Annotated in this window: 20 protein-coding genes and 1 pseudogene; 11 read left to right on the top strand and 10 right to left on the bottom strand. The window is 67.6% G+C overall.

All coding sequences use genetic code 11. The annotated features are described in order from the left end of the window. Positions 1–47: 47 nt before the first annotated feature. From OP79_RS54445 to eccE, 4 genes and pseudogenes are all read right to left on the bottom strand, one after another. Entirely contained in the window at positions 48–4,037 is a 3,990-nt protein-coding gene (locus OP79_RS54445) for a MinD/ParA family ATP-binding protein (protein ID WP_425428663.1), read from the bottom strand. 270 nt (positions 4,038–4,307) lie between these two features. Beyond that, positions 4,308–4,388, bottom strand: a pseudogene (locus OP79_RS58660) (SCO5717 family growth-regulating ATPase); the annotation flags it as partial. Positions 4,389–4,722: 334 nt separating this feature from the next. Beyond that, positions 4,723–5,502: a hypothetical protein gene (locus OP79_RS37380; protein ID WP_051745209.1), complete on the bottom strand. Its 780-nt coding sequence runs from the start codon at positions 5,500–5,502 to the stop codon at positions 4,723–4,725. Between the two features lie 5 nt (positions 5,503–5,507). Further along, positions 5,508–6,824, bottom strand: a complete 1,317-nt coding sequence (gene eccE, locus OP79_RS37375; RefSeq protein WP_078492247.1) for a type VII secretion protein EccE — start codon at positions 6,822–6,824, stop codon at positions 5,508–5,510. A gap of 199 nt (positions 6,825–7,023) precedes the next feature. Here eccE and eccB point away from each other — a divergent pair, with 199 nt between their 5' ends. From eccB to OP79_RS37335, 8 genes are all read left to right on the top strand, one after another. Next, positions 7,024–8,547, top strand: coding sequence for a type VII secretion protein EccB (gene eccB, locus OP79_RS37370; protein ID WP_033326860.1), 1,524 nt, complete (start codon positions 7,024–7,026; stop codon positions 8,545–8,547). A gap of 21 nt (positions 8,548–8,568) precedes the next feature. After that, the gene (gene mycP / locus OP79_RS37365; RefSeq protein WP_033326859.1) at positions 8,569–9,828 is read left to right on the top strand and encodes a type VII secretion-associated serine protease mycosin; all 1,260 of its coding nucleotides are present in this window, start codon (positions 8,569–8,571) and stop codon (positions 9,826–9,828) included. Beyond that, positions 9,816–10,433 (top strand): hypothetical protein, encoded by a 618-nt coding sequence (locus OP79_RS37360; RefSeq protein ID WP_033326858.1) that lies wholly within the window; start codon positions 9,816–9,818, stop codon positions 10,431–10,433. The genes mycP and OP79_RS37360 overlap by 13 nt, the downstream gene beginning before the upstream one ends. Before the next feature lie 4 nt (positions 10,434–10,437). Beyond that, positions 10,438–10,632 (top strand): hypothetical protein, encoded by a 195-nt coding sequence (locus OP79_RS55530; RefSeq protein ID WP_157857425.1) that lies wholly within the window; start codon positions 10,438–10,440, stop codon positions 10,630–10,632. A gap of 591 nt (positions 10,633–11,223) precedes the next feature. Then, positions 11,224–11,679 carry a hypothetical protein gene (locus tag OP79_RS37355; RefSeq protein ID WP_051745206.1) on the top strand — a complete coding sequence of 152 codons (456 nt, stop codon included), beginning with the start codon at positions 11,224–11,226 and terminating at the stop codon, positions 11,677–11,679. A 2,087-nt stretch (positions 11,680–13,766) separates the two neighbouring features. Next, positions 13,767–14,105, top strand: coding sequence for a WXG100 family type VII secretion target (locus OP79_RS37345; protein ID WP_033326856.1), 339 nt, complete (start codon positions 13,767–13,769; stop codon positions 14,103–14,105). 79 nt (positions 14,106–14,184) lie between these two features. Further along, a complete protein-coding gene (locus tag OP79_RS37340; RefSeq protein WP_033326855.1) occupies positions 14,185–14,487 on the top strand; it encodes a WXG100 family type VII secretion target in 303 nt (100 codons plus the stop codon). Between the two features lie 487 nt (positions 14,488–14,974). Beyond that, positions 14,975–16,099 (top strand): S8 family serine peptidase, encoded by a 1,125-nt coding sequence (locus OP79_RS37335; protein ID WP_245685587.1) that lies wholly within the window; start codon positions 14,975–14,977, stop codon positions 16,097–16,099. 307 nt (positions 16,100–16,406) lie between these two features. On the opposite strand, the gene OP79_RS37330 is transcribed toward OP79_RS37335, so the two are convergent. Together OP79_RS37330 and OP79_RS37325 are read right to left on the bottom strand one after the other, a co-directional pair. Further along, a complete protein-coding gene (locus OP79_RS37330; RefSeq protein WP_033326853.1) occupies positions 16,407–16,595 on the bottom strand; it encodes a DUF397 domain-containing protein in 189 nt (62 codons plus the stop codon). A gap of 12 nt (positions 16,596–16,607) precedes the next feature. Then, a complete protein-coding gene (locus OP79_RS37325) occupies positions 16,608–17,459 on the bottom strand; it encodes a helix-turn-helix domain-containing protein (protein ID WP_033326852.1) in 852 nt (283 codons plus the stop codon). Positions 17,460–17,620: 161 nt separating this feature from the next. Between OP79_RS37325 and OP79_RS50700 the strand changes: the two genes are divergently transcribed. The 3 genes from OP79_RS50700 to OP79_RS58655 all read left to right on the top strand — a co-directional run bounded on the left by OP79_RS50700 (position 17,621) and on the right by OP79_RS58655 (position 19,370). Next, positions 17,621–18,088, top strand: a complete 468-nt coding sequence (locus OP79_RS50700) for an ATP-binding protein (RefSeq protein WP_051745204.1) — start codon at positions 17,621–17,623, stop codon at positions 18,086–18,088. A 649-nt stretch (positions 18,089–18,737) separates the two neighbouring features. Beyond that, the gene (locus tag OP79_RS56540; RefSeq protein ID WP_033326851.1) at positions 18,738–19,037 is read left to right on the top strand and encodes a hypothetical protein; all 300 of its coding nucleotides are present in this window, start codon (positions 18,738–18,740) and stop codon (positions 19,035–19,037) included. A gap of 168 nt (positions 19,038–19,205) precedes the next feature. Beyond that, positions 19,206–19,370: a transposase gene (locus OP79_RS58655; RefSeq protein WP_106972574.1), complete on the top strand. Its 165-nt coding sequence runs from the start codon at positions 19,206–19,208 to the stop codon at positions 19,368–19,370. A gap of 67 nt (positions 19,371–19,437) precedes the next feature. Here OP79_RS58655 and OP79_RS55520 read toward each other — a convergent pair whose 3' ends face one another. The 4 genes from OP79_RS55520 to OP79_RS37300 all read right to left on the bottom strand — a co-directional run bounded on the left by OP79_RS55520 (position 19,438) and on the right by OP79_RS37300 (position 23,294). Continuing rightward, entirely contained in the window at positions 19,438–20,070 is a 633-nt protein-coding gene (locus OP79_RS55520) for a hypothetical protein (RefSeq protein WP_157857424.1), read from the bottom strand. Positions 20,071–20,137: 67 nt separating this feature from the next. Continuing rightward, complete coding sequence (locus tag OP79_RS37310) at positions 20,138–22,420, bottom strand: hypothetical protein (protein ID WP_033326850.1); 2,283 nt, start codon at positions 22,418–22,420, stop codon at positions 20,138–20,140. 5 nt (positions 22,421–22,425) lie between these two features. Further along, the gene (locus OP79_RS37305) at positions 22,426–22,872 is read right to left on the bottom strand and encodes a hypothetical protein (RefSeq protein ID WP_033326849.1); all 447 of its coding nucleotides are present in this window, start codon (positions 22,870–22,872) and stop codon (positions 22,426–22,428) included. A gap of 170 nt (positions 22,873–23,042) precedes the next feature. Beyond that, entirely contained in the window at positions 23,043–23,294 is a 252-nt protein-coding gene (locus OP79_RS37300) for a hypothetical protein (protein ID WP_157857423.1), read from the bottom strand. Positions 23,295–23,324: the final 30 nt, after the last annotated feature.

The raw sequence follows: 23,324 nt of genomic DNA, 5'->3' as shown, positions 1-23,324 counted from the left end.
GGCGGGCCTTTCGGGTGGAACCGGGGGGTGGGATTCGGCCGATTGGGTTACTGCGGGGGTGGGGGTGGTGGGGTTTGGCCCTGGCCTTGGTTCTGTCCCTGTCCCTGTCCCTGGCCTTGGTTCTGGCCTTGGTCTCCCTGGGGTGGCTGGTGCGGTTGGAATGGCTGACCTGGCTGGAACTGCTGGCCCGGGGCGGGGGGTTGGAACGGGGCGCCCGGTTGGGGGTGCGTGGGGTGGCCAGGGTGGCTGGGCTGGGGTTGCGCGGGTGCCGGGCCTCCGGGGTGCGGCTGAGGCGGTTGTCCTGGCTGGGGCTGGGGCTGGGGCTGGGGCTGTGCGGCCTGGCCGGGCTGCGGGAATCCGTAACCGCCGGGCTGGGGCGGTGTCGGTCCGCCCGGGTGGGGCTGCCAGCCCTGGGGTGCGCCGGGGTGGTCCGGTTGCGCGGGCGGCTGGGGGTAGCCGCCGGGCTGGGGCTGGGCACCGGGGTGAGGGCCGGGCTGGTGACCGGGTGGGGGTTGGGCACCCGGCTGGTGGCCGGATTGGGGCTGCGCGCCGGGCTGTTGCGGGTACGGCTGGCCGCCCGGCTGGCCCGGGTGCTGGGGGTACGCGTGACCAGGCTGGCTCGGCTGGCCCTGCGCCGGGACCTGGCCGGGGACGTGCTGGCCCGGCAGGGGCGGTGCGGCGACCGGCGGCGGGTTGCCGTCCGATGTCCACAGGCCCTGCGACTGCTGGTGCCGCGCGATGTCCTCGGCGACCAACGCCGAGAGGTTGAAGTACGCCTCGCGCACCTTCGGCCGCATCATGTCGAGGTCGACCTCGGCACCCGCCGCCAGATGCTCGTCGAACGGCACGACGATCACGCCGCGGCACCGTGTCTCGAAGTGGCTGACGATGTCGTCCACCTTGATCATCTTGCCGGTCTCACGCACTCCGGAGATGACGGTGATGGACCGCGACACCAGGTCGGCGTATCCGTGGGCGGACAGCCAGTCCAGCGTCGTACTGGCGCTGCTCGCACCGTCCACGGAGGGCGTCGAGATGATGATGAGCTGGTCGGCGAGGTCGAGTACGCCGCGCATGGCGCTGTAGAGAAGACCCGTACCGGAGTCGGTCAGGATGATCGGGTACTGCTGGCCGAGCACGTCGATCGCGCGCCGGTAGTCCTCGTCGTTGAACGTCGTGGAGACCGCCGGGTCGACGTCGTTGGCGATGATCTCGAGCCCCGAGGACGCCTGCGAGGTGAACCGCCGGATGTCCATGTACGAGTTGAGGTACGGGATCGCCTGGACGAGGTCACGGATGGTGGCCCCGGTCTCGCGGCGCACGCGGCGGCCGAGCGTACCGGCGTCCGGGTTGGCGTCGATCGCGAGGATCTTGTCCTGCCGTTCGCTGGCGAGCGTGGAGCCCAGCGCGGTGGTCGTGGTCGTCTTGCCGACGCCGCCCTTGAGGCTGATGACGGCGATGCGATAGCAGGACAGCACCGGCGTCCGGATGAGCTCGAGCTTCCGCTGCCGCTCGGCCTCCTCCTTCTTGCCTCCGAGCTTGAACCGTGAGGACGCGGCTGCTGTGCGACCGCTCTTCGCCTTCTGCTTCTTGTTGTTGAGCAGCCGGTCCGACGACAGCTCAACGGCCGCCGTGTACCCGAGCGGCGCACCCGGGTTCGTGGGCTGCCGCTGATCGTGCCGCACGGCCTGCGGCCAGGCGGCACCGGCACGGGGGTCGACGGGCGGTTGCCCGCCGGGCTGACCTGGCTGGCCCGGCTGGGGCATGGGCGGCTGCTGGCCGCCCTGCGGGTGCGGTACGCCGGGCTGGTGCTGGTCCGTGCCTGCCTGAGGGTTCGGCTGGTGCGGGACGTGCGGTTGGCCGCCCTGCGGCGGGTACGGCTGGCCGGGGTGGGGCTGAGCTTGGGGCGGCTGCGGCTGCGGCTGCGGCTGTGCGGCGGCCTGCCCCGGCGCCGGGGGCTGGCCGGCACCCTGCGCCTGGGGGAACCCGTAACCCCCCTGCTGGGCGGGCGAGTTGGGCGCAGCCGGGTTGGTGGGGGTGGGCGTGCCGGGCTGCGGGAATCCGTAACCGGCGGGCTGCCCGGGCCTGTTGGGCGCGCCCGGAGCGGCGTTCCCCGGCTGAGGGAATCCGTACCCGGCCTGCGGGCTGGACGCCTGTGGCGGCTGCGCCTGCGGTTGCGCGGCGGCGGGCGGCTGAGCAGCGGGCTGCCCCGGCGCCGGGAGCTGACCGGCACCCTGCGCCTGCTGTCCAGGAGCGGCAGGAGCGGGCGGCTGCGGGAATCCGTAACCGCCTTGCTGAGCAGACGAGTTGGGGGAAACGGGAGTGACGGCAGCACCTGCGGGCGTGCCGGGCTGCGGGAAACCGCCGACGGGCTGGCCAGGCTTGTTGGGTGTCTCCGGCGCGGGGCTCCCCGGCTGGGGGAATCCGTAACCGGCCTGCTGACCGGGTGCTTGGGGCGCGGCGGAGTGGACGGCGCCTGCGGGCGTGCCGGGCTGCGGGAACCCGTAACCGGCGGCCTGTCCAAGGGCGTTGGGCGCACCCTGCGCCGGAATGTTCGGCGCCTGAGGAGCGGGGCTGTTGCCCGGCTGCGGGAACCCGTAGCCGCCCTGAGCCTGAGCCTGCGGCTGCGGCTGCGGCTGAGCGGAGCTGTCCTGTGGAGCCGTCGTCGCGGCACCCGGCTGCGGGAATCCGTAACCACCCTGGGCGGCCGGAGGCGCGGTCGGGCTCCCGGCCTGCGGGAAGCCGGGGTTGCCCTGCGGTGCCGGTGTCGTACCCGGGCTGCCGCCCTGCGGACTCGGTGCCGTACCAGGCGGCGTACCGAACTGCGGGAAGCCCTGAGCCTCCGCCTGCCCAGGAGCCGAACCAGCCCCGGAACCACCCGCAGCAGGCGCCGAAGGAGCGGAGTCGGCGGCCGGAGCGGGCGCAGACTCCGCATCCGCACGTTGACCCGGCACGGCAGGCGTACCCGGACCAGCAGGCCAAGCCGGAGGCGCGGGCTGCGGTGCCTGCGGCTGGAACGGCTGCTGGCCCTGCGGCGGCACCGACGGCTGCGCCGGGCCCCCTGTCTGTCCGTCGTCGCCCCGGCTGTCGTTCTCCGCAGATGCGGGCCACTGCGCCGCCGTAGCAGGCGCGGCAGGCTGATACGCGGGCGGCAACGGCGGAAGCCCACCCTGCGGCAACGGCGGCGGAGCCCACGCCGGAGGCGCGTCCTGCACGGCACCGCCGGCCCCCGAACCAAGCCCCGGCACTACGTCCTGAGGCGCGGCGTCCTGGGGCCCCGCATCCTGAGGTTCCGCGTCCGCAGGCTCATCCCGGCCCGGCTGAGCGTCCTCCGGCTCGGCATCGTCGCCCGGCCGGACATCCTCGGGCTCCGCGTCCTGGGGCTCCAAGTCCCCCGTGGGAACAGCGTCGTTGACCTCGTCGTCCGAGTCCTCGGCATCCTCACCGGAACCCTCGGGAACGACATCAACACGGGGGAGACCGACAACGTCCGCGGACTCTTCCGCAACGTCGCCTTCGCCCTCCGCCTTGTCGGACCCCTCGGCCACACCTTCCGAGGACGCCCCCGCGTCGCCCCCCTCAACCTCTTCCTCTTCGTCTACGCCCTCGATGCCACCGTCATCCGACCCACTCCCGAACGACACCACCTCAGCGACATCCGAGTCGTCCACAACGTCCGAGCCGGCGCCAACGACATCCTCGACTTCGTCAGAGCCATCGGAACCATCAGAGGCATCAGAGCCATCGGAACCATCAGAGGCACCGGAGTCGGCGGAGCCGCTCCCCTCCTCAAGCCCAGCGCTCTCCTCAACCGAATCGACGGAGTCACCGCCGGCCGACTCCTCGCCAACCGCCGACTCCTCGACAGCCTCCGAACCGTCGTCGCCGCTCTCCCCGCCCTCGGCCTCCGTAGCCCGCTCCTGAATCTCCCTCTTAAGAGCGACAGCGGAGAACCGCATCGTGGCGCCACTCTCCAGGTCCCCGTTCTCCGCGTCCTCCTCCTCGTCAGGAGTCTCGGCAACGGGTGCCGGAGGCACAGGCGCAACCCAAGGAGCCTGGAAACTGCCCCCTACAGGCAGGTTGGGCAGAGCGGCAGGACTACCGGCGTCAGCGGCAGGCGCCGCTCCCTCAGCCGTACCCGCCTCCTCCGCGACCGGGGAAACGGGATAAGCGGGATAAGCAGGCGAAGCGGGAGAAGCAGGCGAAGAGGGGGAAACCGGAGAAGGAGACGCCTCCTCCGAACTACCCGACGCATTCTGCGTATACCAGGCAGGCGGCGCGTAATCGATGGTGAACTCGCCCGTCGTCTCGACGGCGGACTCCGCGTCGGACTGGTCATCGCCGGGTGTGGCCCAGCCCCCGCGGATCCCGTCCCGATCGCTGTTCACAATTCCTCCTGGTGTGGTCGAGCACCGTCATGCCGTACTGGGGCGACCGTTCTTGTCGTCCGAGGCCGTCTGATCCGCCCGGCTCTCCCCCTGTGACGCGGCCGACCCGTCCACGGGTTCTCCTGCCGCACCCCACCCAGCCTAATCACCACAACAACCCCCACGGCAGGCCCGCCCGCCCCTCGGCACCTACCCACTACGTCACACTCCGCCTCAGAAGTGACATACGCGATCGACGAAGTGGCGAACAACCGCGCAAAAGGCGAACAACGAACCGCCCGGGACCCGCGTTCAAACCGCCCGATTCCGTTCAGAGGTTCGCAAATCCAAACCCTCAGTCCATCCTTCGTGGCATACCCAACAATCCGGTCTCGGCGTCCGTCGGCTGTGTCATCACGTACTGCCGGTCGCGATCGCTGCACCACAGGGTGAGGCCGTCGGAGAGGCCGGGCAAGGCCTCCACCTCGGGCCGCGGCAGCGCCATCGTGCGGCCCAGCTCCGTCGCCTCGTCCGGCGAGATTCGCTGCACGCCGACGAGCCGCGCCTGCCGCACGAGCCGCGGAGCCACCGGGCTGAGGTACGGCAGCAGGGTCAGCACCGACTGCCAGGGCCCGGAGACGACCCGGCCGCGCGGCGGCCGCATACCGCAGTCCCGCACCACCAGCACGGGCGTACCGGCCGAGGTGCCCTGCGGCGGCACCCGTCCGACGTCATACACGGCCAGTCCGTTCTGCCCGCCGCCCATGGCATGCACCATCTGTATCCAGGCCTGCGGGCGCCCCGTCTCCACGGCCACCCGCGCTCCCGTCGCCGCCGCCCTGAGCGCGAGGACCTGCACGGTCCACAGCCCACCGATGAGGACGATGTCGTACGGAGTCGGCCGATTGAGCCCCAACACCGCGGGCCGTCCCTCCGCGTCCATGCCGATGACGACACCGTCGTCCCCGATGGGGAGGGCGAGGGCGTCCAGTTGGTCGACGGACACGGAGTGCCGAGCGTGCCGCGGGCCGATCAACCCGAGGCCGCTGCGCAGCAGTTCGCGCGCCCGCTCGGGGACGGAGGGTTGTGGTGGCTCGCCGCGACCGGTGGCCGCCTGTCCCACGCGTGTGCTCATCGCCGTCACCGGGCACCTCCGAGGGGCAGAGTGGCGAGCATGCCGGGGGCTTGTTCCCGGTCGAGGCGGGCGAGCCCCGTACCCGTGTGCCGGGCCGCTCCCTGCAACGCGCGCCGGGCGGCGACGAGTTCGTCGTCGCTGCGCCCGGTCACTCGCAGGTGTCCGGCCACGGAGACCTCCTGCCGCTCCCCGCGCGTGAGCGTGAGGCTGAAGGTGGTGGCGAGCGCGGGGACGGCCGTCACGAGAGCGAGGAGCTGCGGCATCGACGGCGCTCTCTCGCCGCCCAGCGTGGGCCACCGGCGGATCCAGTACGTGGTGTGTCTGCGGTTGTCGCAGCGCCAGCTCCGGCCCGACTCCTCGGTCCGCCGCTCCCGCGTCCCCGCCCGCCCGGCCTCCGCCGTCACCAGCGGGTTGGCGCAGGCCGAGGTGGCGATGGCGGAGGTCAGTTCCTCCTCGTCGAGGAGGGTCGCCCGGAATCTGGCTCCGGTCAGCCGGCTCGCGAGGTGATCGGCGGCACGCACGACGCACTTCTGCGCCCCGACGAGACCGCCCCCGCGCGCGGCCACGGCCTCCGGGCACAGCTCAGGGTCGAGCTTCAACGCGATCCACGTGATCCGCACGGCCGGCGCACCCGTCTGCTCCTGCAGGGGCGCGTAGTTGGCGACGGCCACGGACTGCTGGGGCAGATGAATCGCGGGCGCGGCCTGGGTGTGCAGCACGACCTGCGCCGACTCCAGCCGGATCCCGTCCACCTCCAGGGCGTCGTACACCAGGGAGATCGGCAGCGGCTGCCTGCTCCGCTCGGCCCGCAGCGCGGTGGCGTCGGCCTCCACCTGCAGGACCGCGGTGACGAACGTGCCGTCCCCGACGATTCCGACAGGCCGGCGGTCACGGCCGGCGTACGTGTACGTCCGCAGGCTCGGGTCGCACTCCACGGCCGGCGCGAGCCCCGGCTCCGTGCCCTCCGGTATCGGCGTACTCGCGGCCCGGCGCTGCCGTGCTTTCAACGCCCGTGCCGTGGCCAGCCATTCGGGCAGGGAGCGGCCGCGCCGACGGAAGAAGGAGAGCAGCACCAGGCAGACGGCGACGACGGCCGCAGGCACCAGGGCCACTGGGTCGATCACCCATCCGACAACCAGGATGGCGGCCGCGATCTCAAACAGGACGAAGCGTTGCAACTGAGATGTCCCGACCTGCCCCGAACGCACCCTGAAGTGAAGCGCGCCCGGCGAGGCCGGCCGCTGCGCCGGTGTCTGCCGGGGCGCCGAGGAGCCCCGTGTCCGCGATCGGTCACGAGACCGGACGCGCGTTCCGGATGCCATCACTCCATCCCCCGTTTTCCCTCACAACTCGCTGCAATTCCAGCACCGCACAAGGCCCTTGAGGGCCCGAGTACCCTACCCGCTCCACAAGTCCCCGCGGATACCAGGCATAGTAGGGGGCCGCTCTGACATCGGAGGCGGGGGACCAGGTCACCCCGGCGAGCGCAGCCCAAGTGAACACGGGGAGAGACAGGCACAGATGGCATCACGGCGCGACCAGCTCAATGCCTACACCTTCGCGAAGCGCCGCATGCTCGCGGCCTTCCTGCAGCCATCGCCCGACGGCTCGGAGGAAGGGGCGCCCCGCCCGCTGCGCGCGATCGTTCCCGGCCTCATCGTGGGCGTGATCGTCATCGCCGTCTTCGGGGCGTGGGGCATGTTCAAGCCCACCGCGCCCAAGGGCTGGAACGACCCCAACGCCAAGGTGATCGTCGCCAGCGACTCGACCACGCGCTACGTCGTCCTGAAGACCGACGGGGAGGTCCAACTGCACCCGGTCCTCAACATGGCGTCCGCCAAGCTGCTCCTCGACGAGGGCCAGGGCGATGTGGTGACCGTCGAGGAGTCCGTCCTCGACAACGGCAAGATCCCGCACGGCGTCACCATCGGCATCCCCTACGGGCCCGACCGCCTTCCCCCGGCGTCCGAAGCGGGCAGCGAGAAGCGCTGGGCGGTCTGCGAACGCCCCAGCGCGGGCGGCGAGATCCAGAAGGCGGCCCTGGTCCTCGCCTCCCGCGACATGAAGGCGACCGAGGGCAAGGGAGAGAAGCTGACGGGAGGTCAACTCCTCTACGTCACAGGCCCGGACGGCAACCGCTATGTAGTGGACGCGAGCGGACGGTCGTACCCCATCGGCAAGAGCGACGAACTGCTGCTGCGCGCCGTCGTCGGCTCCGACCGGCAGCCGCAGAAGGTGTCCAAGGAGTGGCTGGAGACCCTGCACCGGGGCGACAGGATCTCCTTCCCCGAGATCACCGACCAGGTGGGCGCCGCGGCCGACGCCCCCGGTCAGCTGGACGAGACGACCAACAGGGTCGGCATGGTGCTCAAGGCGCCCGACAACAACACGGACCAGTACTACGTGGTGCTGCCCGGCCGGGTCGCCCCCGTCTCGGCCTTCGTCGCCCAGCTCCTGCTGTTCAGCAAGGACCTGGCCTCCCTCGGACAGGCCGGTGAGGCCAAGGAGATGGGCCCCGGCGCGATCGTCCCGGGCGAGCCGTTCGGCACGGAGTACACCTGGCCGACCGGGGACCCCCAGCCCGTCAACGAGGCCTCCGGAGCGCCAGGCAGCCGCAGCACCGTCTGCAACGTCCTGCGCGACGTGAAGGCCGGCTCGGGCGCCACGACCCTGAGCACCTGGGCGGGCACGGACTTCCCGGCCAAGCTGCCCACCGGCTCCTCCAGCGCGTACGTCACGCCCGGTTCCGGCCAGCTCTACCGCCAGTTCCAGGGCGAGGAGACCAAGGCCGGCCCCGTCTTCCTCGTCACCGACACGGGCCTGCGCTACGTACTGCAGTCCAACGCCGACAGCGGCACGGACGACGCCGGCATCGGTACGACGGCCAAGGAGCGCGAACAGGCCCAGCAGGAGGCCGAACAGGCCCAGACCCGGCTGGGCTACAAGGAGGTGGCCCCCGCGCCGATCCCCGCCGCCTGGTCGGAGTTCCTGCCCACGGGCCCACGCCTGTCGACGACGGCGGCACGCCAGCCGCAGGGTTCCTGAGGGGGCGCGGACGTGCGACACATGCCCTCCCCCCTCCGCATGACGACCGCGGTGGCCGCGGCCCTGCTCACGACCACCCCCGTCGTCCTCGCGCCCCCCGCGGCGGCGGCCGACCTCCCGTACTCGGACCAGTGCCAGTTCCCCAACGGCAAGTACCCGGGCCGTCCCTGGTCCCTGCAGCGCGTCCTCCTCGACGAGCTGTGGAGCCAGTCCAAGGGCAAGGGCGTACGGGTGGCGGTGATCGACACCGGCGTCGACGTGACGAATCCCCAGCTGCGCGACGCGGTCGACGCGAAGAGCGGCCGTAACCTCCTGCCGAAGAACCTCAAGGACGACAACGGCAACGAGATCGAGCGGGGCAAGGAGAACGGCACCACGGACGGTGTCGGCCACGGCACCAAGGTGGCCGGCATCATCGCGGCCCGCCCCGCCGAGGGCACCGGTTTCGTGGGCCTGGCCCCCGAGGCGAAGATCATCCCGATCCAGCAGAACGACGAGGAGGGCCACGGCGACGTCGACACCCTGGTGCAGGCGATCCGCTACGCCATCCAGGCCGGAGCCGGCGTCATCAACATCTCCCAGGACACGTCGAACGCGGTGAAGCCGACGCCCAACCTGCAACTGGCGATCAACGAGGCCTTGGCCCAGGACATCGTCGTCGTGGCCTCGGCCGGCAACGACGGCCTCGGCGGCAACGTCAAGGAGACGTACCCCGCGTCCTACAAGGGCGTCCTCGCGGTCGCCTCCTCGGACCGCAACAACGAACGCGCCTCCTTCTCCCAGGCCGGCAAGTTCGTCGGCGTGGCGGCCCCCGGCGTCGACATGATCTCCACGGTCCCCAAGGGCGGCCACTGCTCCGACAACGGTACGAGCTTCTCGGCCCCGTACGTCGCCGGCGTCGCAGCCCTGATCAAGGCGAAGCACCCGACGTGGACGGCCCAGCAGATCGTCGCCCAGATCGAACAGACGGCAGAGCGAACGATCGCGGGCCACGACCGCCTGGTCGGCTGGGGAGTGGTGGACCCGGTCCGAGCCCTGACGGAGGACGAACAGCCCCTGGAGTCCCCCAACCCCCAGCAGGGCCTGGGCAATCCGGAAGCCCCCACCGCGGCCAAGTTCCAGGTCGGCGAAACCGCCGCGGAACGGAACGCTCGGCTTGCCACGTATGTGGCTGTGGGCGCGGTGGTGCTCGTCGCGGGTCTTGGTGGTACGGCGGTGGCGATCCGGGATGCGCGGCGCAGGCAGGGGAGGCGACTGGAGGGCGGATCATGGACGCGCTAACCCAACTGAACGTGCTGGGCCTCGTCCTGTCCGCCGTGCTGCTGGCCATGGCCTGCATCAAGGCGGACCGCATACGGGCGTGGCGCGCCGGCATCAACCCGTCGGCCGAGGAACTGCCTGACGCCTTCTTCGTCGTCGCCCGCGTCGCGCTCGTCGCCATGGCCGGCACCGGCATCTACCTGAGCGTGCAGGGCTTCGGCGTCTCCGACGACCTGTCGTGGGACGACAGCGAGCTGACCAGTGCGGTGCAGGGAGCGACGGACGCCTTGGACGGCAGTTCCGGCTTCGGCGACATCTACGCCGAGGACACCGACACCGGCTGGATCGACGAATACGCGACGACTATCGAAGACGAGGTCGTCGAGCACGGCGGCGGCGACGCCCCGCAGTACGACGTGTACGCGACGCCCGCCGCCTCGAACACGGCCTCCGAGGCGCGATACAGGGTCACGGCCTCCGGCGCGGGCACAGCCTTCTGCCTGGATGTCACGCGCACCCGGTCGAAGGACGGGGACTATGAGCCGCCGGGTATCGCGGGAGGCCAGGGGACGGTGACCGTCCCGTCGTACGACTTCGCGGTTACGAGCCGTGAGGGAGGCTGCTGACCTCGTGGCGCGGCCAGTTGACCACATCCGGCAGACGAGCAGCGAGCTCCACGCCTGGCTGACAACCGACCCGCTGCCTGCACCACCGTCGCCGGTCTTCGAGGTCCCCTCGGTGAGTGCGGACCCGAGCAATCCGCTGGTCCCCGCCCAGGTGACTGGTCGTACCTCCGTGGTGGTCAAGGCCAAGCGGCGCCGGTGACCGATGCATACGGCTGGCTCGCGCTCGTCGCGGATCGACTCGGCGGGCCGCGGGCGGACTACGGATCCTCAACGCATGGCGACGTGAAATGACCTTGCTGCTGGGTGAATCCCCTTCGAGTGTGCCTGGTACGGCGCCGTCAACAGGGCGCTGGATTCAGGTCAGCTTGTCGAAGAGTCCCGTGGAGTCGACCTACGGTGCGCACCGTGTGGTAGAGGACGCAGAGGCTCGCCCCATGTGCGGGAGTAACCCAGCGAGTTGCGGACTCGGCGGGCATCGCACGGGGAGCTACGACGGGCGCGCGTTGGCATCGCAAAGGTTGCGGCGCGCCAGGCGGCCAACTCCTTGGAGGGAAATCTGCCATGGGACGTGAGAGGGCTGAGTCAGGTCGCTGTGCCCAATATTCAGGCGTTTCACGGTAGTTCGGAGTGTGGCTGATTGACGCTGCCTCGACAACTTCGTAACTGATCTAACACAAAGCTCAGTTGGGCTCGATTTACACAATGACTACAGTGGACATTGAGTGAGTGGATCAGGTCACGGCCTGTGCGGCGCTCGTCGGCTTACGAACGGGGAACGGGGAGGGAAGGCATGCTGCCTGCGGAGGGCCTGAAGATCGGCCTGGAAGCGCTCGGAACCTTCAAGAAGCGTGTGGATACGGTGCTTTCCACCCTCGAGGGCTCGCCTGCCAGCCCTCAGAAGATCGCGGCGCACGCTCTCTCGGAGGCATCGTTCAGCGGTGCGGGCGGCTTCGCCGAGGCGAAGGGCCTCCACAGCCAGTACGAGCGCGTCCACGAACGCCTCACCACACTCTCCAAGCACCTGGGGCTTCAGATCGAGGCGATGCAGATCGCCGTCATGGGCGCGGACGGCAACTTCAGCAACCTCGAAGAGGAGCAGCGGCAGCGGTTCCACGAGATCGGGACCGAAATTCGCCGCCAGCAGAAAGAAGCGGCGCGGGAGAAGAGGGCTGAGGCGGAGGCTGCGAAGGATGGCCAGGCTGGGTCACAACGTTCTGATGACGACCAGGGAGGGGACGGGTACTAATGAGTGACCAGCAGGAGGACCAGGACCTGCACCAGGCGGAAAGGGAGCAAGCCGCTCGGCAGGTCGACGCCATCGACGTGATGAACGTCGTGTCCAGGGCGGGGTTCCTCCCCTTCGGAGGGAGCTTCCCCCGCTTCTTCGGCAAGACGAACTTCGAGGGCCACGACCTGAACGCCATGATCGACATGGTCGAGTCCGCGAAACCGGAGGACTTGGAGACCGCGGCCACTGCTCTCTTGAACGCCCAGACCGCCATCGAGGACGCCGCTGGGGAGCTCGAGGGCCACATCAGCCGGGTCGACTGGGAGGGCGAGTCCGGGGAGGCCTTCCGTAAGTGGGGCGCCAAACTCGTCATCCACACCCGTAAACTCGCCGACTTCGCAGAGGCCGCCGGGACCCAGATGACGGCAGCGGCCACGGGCCTCGCCTCCGTACGCAGTGCCATGCCGCCCCGCGACATCCGGCAGGACCCCAAGACGGTCGCGGACATTCCGACGCCCAGTCGAGTTGAAGGCAACGAGGAGTACGCGGCGGCGGTCAAGGCCGAGAAGGACCGCCAAGAGGCGATCAACCAGATGAACCGGCTGTCGTCCTTCTACGAGGTCTCGGAGACGACGCTGGCGCAGCAGGAGCCTCCTGTTTTTGAGGCTATGCCGGATGTGGGGGTGCCTAAGCCGACCCCGGGCTACGGGGCCCCGGTCGGGACAGGCGCTGAAGTGCAAGGTACCGGGGGGCTTGGTGCTGCTCGTGAGTCAGCGGTGGCGGGACAAGACTCGTCGAGTGCGCCGCCAGGCTACTCACGTTCGGGAGACACCACCCCGCCGCTCAAGGACGTGGACGGCTCGTCCATCTCCTCGAACGGGAACGTCGGTACGAAAATCGACAGCGTAGGCACTCCGCTGCCCCAGGAAACCGCAAGGCCGACAACCAATTCGCCGCAGCCGGTTACCAGTTCAGGCGGCCTCAGCGGAGGGACGCCTCTTCCGTTCGCCTCGGGACCGGTTGCTCCTGCCCGCGGCGGGCAGACCGGCCGCACTTCGGGATTCGGTGGAACGACCGGAAACAGGCCCCCGATCTCAGCGCAGGGACGTGCAGGTACTCCCGGCGGCACTGTTGGCGGGCGCGGTGCTACGGGTCCGGTCTCGGCTCAGGGACGTGCAGGTACTCCTGGCGGCACTGTTGGCGGGCGCGGTGCTACGGGTCCGGTCTCGGCTCAGGGACGCACAGGTACTCCCGGCGGCACTGTTGGCGGGCGCGGCACCACGGGCCCGGTCTCGGCTCAGGGACGCACAGGCGCTCCCGGCGGCACCGCCGGGGGGAGCGGCGCTACGGGGCCGATGGGACGTGCCGCGGCTACAGGGCAGCCGGGGGTCCGCGCCGGTGGCATGGCGGCTGGCAACTCTCCCGTGGGCCGAGGCATTTCCGGCGGAACACCTCGCCCTGTAGGGGGAACTGCGAGCGGCCGTGCTGATGGCATGGGTCCGACGGGGGCGGCGCGCGGCAATGGTGTCGTCGGAGGAAGGCCGATCAGTGGTGCTGCTCTGGGATCAACCAGTTCCAGGGTTCCCCGAGGGACGGTCGTCGGCGCCGAGGGCAGTAACGGTTCCCGTTCGCCTGCCGGCAAGATCGAGCAGCGGGGAGTCATCGGGGCGCCGCAGTCCGGCCCAGGCGCTCGTCCGGTGCAGGCCGGCCGCCCCGCCGCGGGCAATCCCGACGGGGTTGTGGGCACACCCAAGGGGCGAGTTCGGGAAGGCAGGAACGGCGGATCCGCCGGAGCCAGTGCTGGAACCCCACAAGGCCCGAGGGCGAGTCGCCGCAATACCAACCGCGAGGACCGCCAGGACCAACGTCAGCCCGAGACCCGGCGACGCAACGCGCCGCCGACGACTGACTGAATCGGAGGCGGTGCCTTCGCCGTAGTTCGTTCACGGCGCGGCGCGTGATGAATCACGCGGGATTGAACCCACCGCACACAACGGTTCCGGCGCAGGCCAACCACAACTGCGCACAAGCGCGACGACCAGCGCATCACGATTCAGTGATGCGTGCAGAAATGAACCACAGCTCTCAGGAAAGGGAGTGCCGAAATGGCGGATCGCGTTCTTAATGAAAGCGATGTACAGAAGCTTCAGACCGAGGTCGTCGATCGATACGACCGCATCAGGGGATCGCTCGCGAAGTTGCAGGGCACGATCGACATGATCGAGAAGGCCTGGCGTGGACAGGGCGCCCAGGCGTTCAACATGAAGCAGACGGAAATCAACCAGCACATGGTCGCGATCGGCAAGATGCTCGACGACTTCCTCGAGGGCATCAACCTGAACAAGACCGACAAGCGCAACCTCGAAGCGCAGATCGAGGCCGACCTCAGGCGGATCTCGGTAGACGATCTCGGTGGAAAGACCTCGGCGCTCAACAGCTACTGAGGACCCATCAGCGGCACTGAACCGCACCGTTGTCCGGGCTGTGCAGTCCGGCTGAAATCTTCAAAGAAGCGAGGGAAACATGTCCGGAGCCCACTACGACGAACTTGCCGTTACGTACGGCACCATGGACGCGCTTGCCACCGAGCTGGGCAATCAGGCCAAGAGGCTCGAGGAGGACCTCGAGGCCCTGAAGACGGCCGTGCTCAACGTGGCCTCGGGCTGGGGCGGCGAGGCGTACGAGGAGTTCCAGAGGAAGTCCAAGGAGTGGGACACGCACGCGCGCGGCATCCACCAAGCCCTGGTCAGCATCGGGCAGCGGGTCAACACGGCCGGCGGTGACTACCGGGGCGGCGACCTGAAGGGCGCGAGCTACTTCCAGTAGGAGCGCGCGGTTTGCGAAAACAGGGTGGGCATGCACGGGAGGTGCCCACCCTGTGTTGTGCCGCGCCTTTCGGGAAGCCCGCACCACACGTCCGTGGTGTGTGTCCCGGACGAAGCGTTGACTGCTCCGGCTTATGCCAGGGAGCCCCTCCAGCACGCCGGGATCACCACTGCCAAGTCTGCTTCCTCAGACCGGAGTCCCCCGACCGCAACCCGGTTGTCCGTAGCCACTTCGATCCTCTCGGCCTGAAGGGCGAACACCGGTGGTACGGAACGCGTTCGCTCGAGCAGCGCATCGCCGAGACGGAGCGCTCGCTTCTCTACGGGGAGCTCCGTACCGAATCCTCCTCCAGAGTTGAATGAAAAGGATCATGCACCGAAGTCTTCGAACCTGCGCTGTGTCCGCCGCTTGCCTGTTGGCCATCGCCGGTCCGTCCCCCCTCGCCACGGCAGCGGACAAGGCTCCCAGACAGTGGTACCTCGACTCCATGGATGCCGAAGGCATGTGGAAGGTCAGCACGGGCAAGGGGATCAAGGTCGCCGTCATCAGCACCGGCGTAAACCCTGATACGCCCTCATTGCGGGGACAGGTCCTCACGGGGGTGGACGCTTCGGTGAAGTCCGGGAACGTCAAGGGCAGGGTGACGGACACCACCGACACCACCGGGGCAGGGACCACGGCCGCCGAGCTCATCGCCGGAACGGGCCGCGGCGGCGGGCTGCAGGGACTCGCCCCCGGCGCCAAGATCATCCCGATCCGCGTGCCACCTGTCGCACACGACGAGGCCCCCGACATCCGCTACCCGCTGCTCACCGCCGTGAAGGCGGCCGCCGACAGCGGAGCGCGGATCATCTACTCCTCCATCAACAGCCAGTACGCCCTCGAGGGGCTGTTCGGGGACAGTGGAGCATATAAGTACGCGCTCAAGAAGGGGGCGCTCCTGATCGCTGGCACCGGCGATGTCGCGAAGCTGGGCAACAAGCCGCAGTACCCCGCCGCGGACCTTGATGTGATGGGCGTGGCGGCCGCCGACCAGTCCGGGAAGGTCGCCCCCACGTCCCAGCACGGTGAAGATGTCGACATGGCTGCTCCAGGGGTCGACATACCCCGGTGGTGCGACGCGACTTTCCAGCGGTACTGCAAGGACGGAGGCGGCACGGCCGCAGCTGCTGCGCTGGTGTCGGCCTCGGCTGCCCTGGTGTGGTCCAAGCACCCCACGTGGACCGCCCCACAGGTATGGCGCGTCTTGCAGGAGACAGCTGGCCGGGACTGGCCCGTGGATTCCCCCAGCAACTATCTGGGATACGGGTTGGTTCGTCCTAGGCAGAACGTCGTGCACGGCAACGGCCAGCCGGGGAGCGCGAAGCCGGACTACGACGAATACTGGTACGTAGAGCCGGTCACCGGGGTATCGTCAACCCCGTCGCCGATCCCGACCGGCCAAGACGCCGAACCCGCCCGCGGATCTACACCCTCCCCCGCCTCTCACGAGTCAGCCGCCCCGGAAGGAGACGACGGCTTGCCGACGTCCGGCTTCATTGCCGGCGCGGTCGCCCTCATCTTGCTGATCGGAGGCGTGGTCTGGAGCCGGATGCGGCGCCGCGCGCGCTGACCCGGGTCTCACGGTCGAGTCGACGACAGGCGGGCCGCGGACCGGGCGGCTCGCCTCGCCCCACAAGTCCGGCGAGGGCACCCGTCGGGCTCTCCGTCGGACCGAACCCGCTTCCTCTGTGCATCGACGTTGGCGACGACACAGCGAAGCTGCTGTATTCATTCCAGCGAAGAGTCAGGAGTGACGGAGGCGGTGGCGGGTAGGGCGGCTAGCGTGGGATCCGCTCAGCGCGGAACAGCTGGGTGGGCACGCACGGGAGGTGCCCACCCCGGCGAGTTTCGGTAGTGAGATTCCGTCTCGCTGGGGCTCAGCGCAACCGCCCGTCGACCAGCGCACCAGCGAACCGCCCCCACGCCTCACGCCCGACCGTGGCATACGGCAACTCCGGATGCTTGGAGTCTCGTACGGTGATGAGGGGGCCGTTCTCGGCGACCTCGACGCAAGCGTTGCCTGACGCCTCCGAGTACGAGGACTTGATCCACTTCAACTCGGACAAGGCGGCACCTCTTCACAGCTCTCCGGCGATTCCGAGGATCAGATCCCTCGACTCGTTCGGATTCAACGCCACCTGTTCGACCAAGTCCAGTCGCCTGCGGAAGTTGGCCAGTTGGGCTGGCGCGTCGAAGAAGACGGCACCAAGCGGAGAGTCCACCTCGACCGTGTCCAGGTGAGGGCTGGCGGCGGAGACGTACATCATCGTGTCGCCGGCCATGGGGAAGCCTTCCGCGGTGAACGGGATGACGAGCAGCCGGACGTTGGGGCGCTCGCTCTCCTCCAGAAGACGGTCCAGCTGAGCTCTGGCCACTTTGCGTCCCCCGATACGCATGCGGAGGGCCGCTTCGTGAATCAGGCCGACGTACGGCACTCCCGGCTCGTTCGCGACCACGGCGTGGCGGGTCAGACGGTGGGCGATCCTCAGCTCAACTTCCAGGCGGGGCAGGGCCGGTACGAAGAGGTCGAAGAGCGCCCGGGCGTGGTCCTCGGTCTGGAAGAGACCGGGAATGTGCGCTGTCTGGAGGGTGCGCAGACTTGTGGCGTGGTGCTCCAGCTCTGCCACGTCAAGGAAGTCCGATGGGATCTTGCCCCGGTACTCGTCCCACCAGCCCCTCGAGCGACCGCCAGTCATTGCGGCCAGGGCGTCGATCAGTTCGGAGTCGTCACACTCGTAGATGCTCGCCAGTCGGCGGAGCCGTTCCTCGCTGATGCCGAATCTGCCCGACTCGATGTTGGAGATCATCGTGCGGTCCGCTCCGAGCCGCTCGGCCGCGACCGGTGCGGACATGCCGATCGCGTCGCGCAGCCTGCGGAGCTCAGCGCCGAATCGACGCTGACGGATGGTGGGGGCCTGCCGTGGTGCCATGGGTCAACTCCTCGTTCGCGCGCACAGTTTGCCGATCTCTGGAGTGGGGCGTCCATCGGGATCGCAGAGAATACCCGTTTGAGTGAAGCAAGTAGCACGCGTTTTAGTTTTGCCGTTAGCGTGCGATCCCGGACACCCTCCACTCCCTCGCGAGGTGAACGATGGATGCACTGGCCCTGCCCGCTCCCTTCGACGCGACTCCCACCCGTGTCGGCTGGGACGTCTCCGCTCTCGACCCTCACCGCCCTGTCGCGGAAGCCCGGCATCGCACCCGCGTATGGGTCCAACAGCACTGGAAACTCCCGAAGTTGGCCGACTCGGTAGAGCTCGCCGTCGGAGAGCTGTGCACCAATGCCGTACGACACGGTGGTGGGCTCACGGGATTGGAACTGATCCTGGCTGCGTGCCGAGAGTACGCACCGCCTGTACTGCGCGTGATGGTCATCGACCATGCTCCGGAGCTGGTGCCCGAACTGGCCGACGACTACGACCCGTTCAGTGAGTGCGGCAGAGGGCTGCACCTGGTCGCGGCGCTGTCGCACCGATGGGGGTGGCACCGCACGGGATTCGACGAGAAGCAGGTCTGGTGCACCTTCACCCTGGACGAAGGGCGGCGATCGCCCCGTTGAGCAACTCGGGGTTGAGGGCGTGAAGGGAATGAACTGAGGAGCCGTCAAAGGGCGACTGTCCTGAGAGTGCCTCAGGGGGCTTCTGCGTAAAGGCCCACGCCTCTGCGGATAGTTCTCCACGATGTATGCCCCGGGGCCCCCATCACCAAGAACACCACGGGTGATGCCAGCCACCATGGGACAAGAGACCGCCCCGCGCAGAGCACGTGGTGAGCGGCAAGGTCCGGCGCCAAGCGAGTAAAGATTGAACGAATGACTCCCATTCACACGTCGCTCGTCATGATCGCTGGCCCTCACCAAACATCGGTTTCCGTAACTCCGAATTGAGTGGGGGAAGAGTCGGCGCTACGCCGTGGTAGGTGCGGCTTGCCGTGGAAGAGGCGGTGGCGTCATGCCCTCAGCCTCGCCGACCCGCCTGGCCGAGTTCCTGAGCGCTCCCACTCAGGCCAGTGCTCCAACGTCATTCCGGCGAAGAGTCTGGGGTGACGAAAGGCGGTGGTGGAGGCGGAGGCGGATAATGCGGCCGGGACGGGATCCGGGGCCCGGGCGGGGTCGGCGGTGGTGGCGGCTGGGGTTCCAGCGAGCGCCTGGGGCGGGATGGTGGCTGCCGGGACGTGAGAGGTGGGACTGGGGGCGGCGGAGGTGGAGGATGCTCGATGACTGGCAGCACAGGGCCGCCCGCGCGCAGCCGTCCAATGGTCTGCTCAGCCCGGCGACGCGCGTGCGGGGCGTCGTCGCGTTCGTAGACAAGCCGGACGCCGGCACGGCCGAGGCTCTGGGTGGCGAGCAACCGGTATCCGAGCGCATGGGCAATCTCCCCGATCCGGCGCTGCTTCGAGGCTGTGGCATGGCCGGGCAACAACTCGACGCGGCCACGGCCATCGAAGTGCGCGCGTATCTCATCGTCCTTCATCTGACTCCACTCCTGGGAATGGTCGGCAGCCACTAGGCAATTCCGCACCACGATCGTTGCACGCGCCCCGTTTCTCCCGAACACACGAGCGCGGTCTCAGGTATCCGTGAGATCACCCCTTGCGGCACTTTTCGACCTTGTACGCGTAGGTCCGACAGTTGAACCGCGAACTCGGTCAACGCTTCCCGTAGCTCACTCCCGGGGATCGCCGCGTTCATCGTCCCCGGCCACAGCAACGCCAAGAGTGAAGGCATCAACCACGTGATCAAGCTCGTCGCCCGCGCCGCCCACGGCTTTCGCGCCTCGGCCCCCAACGCCTACGCTGCGTCACCCCCTGGCCGACCTCGCGGACACCTCCATCCTGCCTAAATTCGAAGGCCCAGATTTGCAGGAGGCGAGAGCCATATTCAGCCTAGAGCGACACAGATGAAGAAGCTCATTGAGAAGGTACCTCGGCCGGGAGGCCAGCCTCCGAAGCGCAACTCGCCTCTTGGGCCACTCTGCGGGAGATGGAATTCAGGATCACTATACGGTCCTTGTTTACGTTGTCGCCTCGCATCTTGTTGGCGACTGAAAAAAGCTCCGCCTTCACATATTTCGTGTCACCGACGTATGCGTCTTCAGTTGGCGCTTTGGTGGTGCACTGGAAAAAGAGATCTGCCCCACTGGGGCCCACTTGTGCATAGACACCAAGTGGGTATCTGACCTTGCTGCCGCTGGATTCATTTTCAGAGTCCGAGGGGTAGCTGCGGGATGCCGAGAATCGGATCTCGAGAAGTGGCTCCCCGCTGTCGTCGCCGGTCTTGTACACCCAGCATGCGCTCCGCTTGCGGTACTCAGCGTGCAGATTTTTGACCGCGTTCCTCAAGGAAAAGGCGGTGGGATCGCCTGCCTCATTGGTTCCCGTGGATTCATCAAACTGATCCGTACCAGCCAGGCGTTGCAACGCTGCCACAGCCGAGGTGTCGAGTGTTCCATCGCAGACCTTGCTCGCGGCGATTCCCGTGCTCGACTCCTCGGGTTTGTCCTTACTGGAGTTGTTGCTGCAAGCCCCGACAAGAAGCGCCACAGCTGTGATAGTCAGGGCTCTTCTGCATGCACTACATTCTGAGATTCGCCGCACTTTCTGTCCCAACTCAGTCCTTGTACGGAGGTCGACCTCGATAGTCGTTCTCATGCGAGCCCGTACCCAAGTAGCTGCTCTTTGTTTCTTCGATCCACTGCTGATCGTCCGCTGTATCCTTCGCCTTTTGGTTGTCCTTGAAGTACGAGTCGTAGGTCGATCCAAGGTCGTCGACTCCCTGGCGGTAGAAATCCCGGCTGGTTACCTGGGACTGAACGAGCGGATCGGATTCCGCACCGGCCGTGGCTTTGTCGATTTCGTGTCCGAGCATCGTGTTGGCCGTGTTGGTGATTGTGTCCGCGGCGAGAGGGGCGATGACGAGCGCGGCAGCTGTTGAACCGGGGAGCGGGATGGCGGCGACTCCACCTGCGACGACTGCTCCCACCATCAGTTTCTTCCAGTCGGCCGACCGGCCCAGCTCCTTGTTCGCTTCCTCTGAATTCGCGCCGTAGGTTGTCTCGGCCTGCTGCACACGGGAGTTGTCCAGGATTCCGCGGGCTTCCGCACCAACCGCCATGACGTCCCGAGCATGGTTCATATTGGCATCGCTTGTAGGTGGGTGGGAATCCAACATGCTCAAGGTGTAAAGGTGTTGGGCGGTTGTCACAGCCTTGTGCGAGTCCTCGTTCTGCCCGAGAACGCTCAGGAAATCGATGGCTCCTTGGTTTCCGAACTCCGCGCGGCCGGCGTACCGGGCAGGGAAGTCGCCCGCGTCCTTACTGTGGTCGCCGATGCCAGACAGTTCGTAATCGAGGTCATCAATGTACGCACCGGCCATCTTGCCCAGACTGTCGGCCAGCTCCGGCTGGTCGTGCAGCATCTTGGGGCCGTCTTCGCTCCCGTAGAGGTAGGCCACCTGCTCCATCACGCCTGCTGTTGCGGCGGTGCGGTGGTCGCCACCGGCTTTCACGGCGTCGGTGCCCGTGTCGTACGAGTAACCGGTCGTGGCGGCATCAAGGGCGTGGCCGAGTGCATCGTGGCCTGCGATGAAGTCGCGTTCGCCGTCAAGGGTGGGGTCGGGCAGCCAGATCCGGTCCTTGGTCAGGTACTTGAGGTGGTCGTTGAGCTCGGAGTTCTTGTCGACGCCGTCTCCCGTTCCTTCAGGCTGAGCGAAGAACTGGGTTGAGGCATCGGGGTTGTGGCCGAGCGCCTGGAGGAAGCCGTTCATGGGGTCACGACCACGGTCGTTCTTGTCCCAGAAGTTGAGATCACCCTGGTTCCAGTTGTTGATCCAGGGGCTCATGTCCTTGACGTTCCGTTCCTTGTCGAAGGCAATGAGCTTTTCGCCGTAGTCATTCAGGAACTGGTCGTCGTAATCGCCGAACCGCATGAGGTTGCTCATGACTGCGAAGCCACTAGGATCGTTGGCGTCGTCAATTCCAAGTTGGTCGGGACCGAGCCGGATCATCTTCCTCTCCCACCCCGCCATGGCGTCGCTGTCGGAGAGAGTGGCGGTGCCGAGCGTGATGCCAAGATTCTTCTGTAGCTGCTTGGCTTGTTCCCACATCTTCGGGTCGCGACTGTAGCCCTGGTACGGGTCGGCGACACCGGCGTAGAACTCGAGGGTCTTCTTGGCCCCTACGTCGGTGGCGAGCCTCTCAGCGAAGAGCGGGTCGTTCCCGTACTTGATCAGATTCTCGTTGAGCTGATTGAGCTCAGTACTGGTGAGCTTATGGGGGTCCTTTCTCATGAAGCCGGCCATGTCTTTGGCAGCCTTGACTGCCTCCGCTGCCGAGTCCCGGTCGTTGTAGCTGGCATCGGAGAAACCGTGCTTCGCCTGGTCCACGAGAAGCTTGAGTACATCGGCTGCACTGTTGTCGGATTCTGTGGCCTTGGTGAGGATCCGCTGGATCTCGTCCCGGAAATTGTCCACGTCCTGCTGCGTGTGCTCGGGGACTTGAGTGCCCTTGGCAGCGCGGTCGGGGTGGATGTTCATCGTGACAGTGAACGTGCCATTGCCCGTGTCCATCACCGTGAGGTTTTTCTTGACACCTCGCTCGATGGCGTCGGTGAGCTGTGTGCGGTAGCTGATGAGTTCGCCACGGGTGTCTTTGAGGATCTTGGTGATGGAGCTGGCCTGCGTGTGGGCGTCGGTGAACTCGCCAGCGGTCTTGTCGACGAACTCACGGGTGACTGTTGCGTTGACGCCGGCCCAGTTGGCCTTATCTGCCTTGGCCTTGAGATTGGTCTTGGCGTCCTTCTGCAGGTCTGCGAGCTTTTTCGTCATCTGTTCCCAGTCGGTGATCGCTTCACCGAGCTTCGAGAAGCTGCCGTGGCGCAGGGCGTCGAGGTCCATCGGCGTCAGTGGCCCTTCCGGTCGTCGAAACCCTTGTCGAGCAAAGCGATGCTGCTGACCGTGCCGGCGATGTAGGACTCGTCGGCAGCGTGCTGGTTCTTGGTGAACCGCAGGTGGTTGGAGATGTGGGCGCAGGCATCCAGCAGGGTCTTGGTCTGCTCGCTCCATCGCTCCGTCACATGCTTCAGCGCGCCTCCCAGGGCAAAACCCTCCCCTTTGAGTCCGCCTGCGGCTGCCTCGGAGGCCACGCGCGCGTGGCCGCTGTAGGTCGTGAAGTCCGTGAACAGGTCATGGGCTGCTTTACCGACCGCTGCAAGATCTTGTTGACCTGCGACGAGGTCTCCCTGGGTGCTGCCCCCTCCCTGGTCTGCCGGGTACTGGTTGAGCTGCATCTGCGTCGACTGCCGCTCCGCTGCCTGCGACTTCAGCTGCTCCCACTCATCCCACGCCATCGCTGTGCCCCTTTCCGCGTGTATTCGCCCGGCCAGCTCCCGGACGATCGCGCTCCGCCAACTCCCGGACGATCAAGCCCTGTTCAGCGTAGCCAGACGTCCTCTGGCGTCCTCACCCGATCGAGTTGCTACTCGTACTCTTCACAAGCCCTTGTAAGCGGTCCCTGGTATCAGTCCTCAAGCCCACCCGACTCGAAGTAGTCAATGCTGGTGAACCACCACACGGCCATCGCGACCATCGCCGCCGCGCATGAGAGCAGCAGAATTCGCCGACCCCGATATCCCGCTTCCGACGGCTCGTTCGCCTCCGGGTCGCTGAAGCGGCGGGCCTGGAAGCGCCACCAGAGTGCCTTCTGGTCGGCCAGTCCCATCCCACCCAGCCAGAGGGCGAGCAGAAGCATGAAGATCCCCACACCGACCATCAGAACGTCCCTCCCGACGCCAAGCACGCC

It is taken from the genome of Streptomyces yerevanensis, from assembly GCF_000716805.1.
Taxonomy (GTDB): Bacteria; Actinomycetota; Actinomycetes; order Streptomycetales; family Streptomycetaceae; genus Streptomyces; species Streptomyces flaveus.
This window is presented reverse-complemented; position numbering and strand designations above follow the sequence as displayed.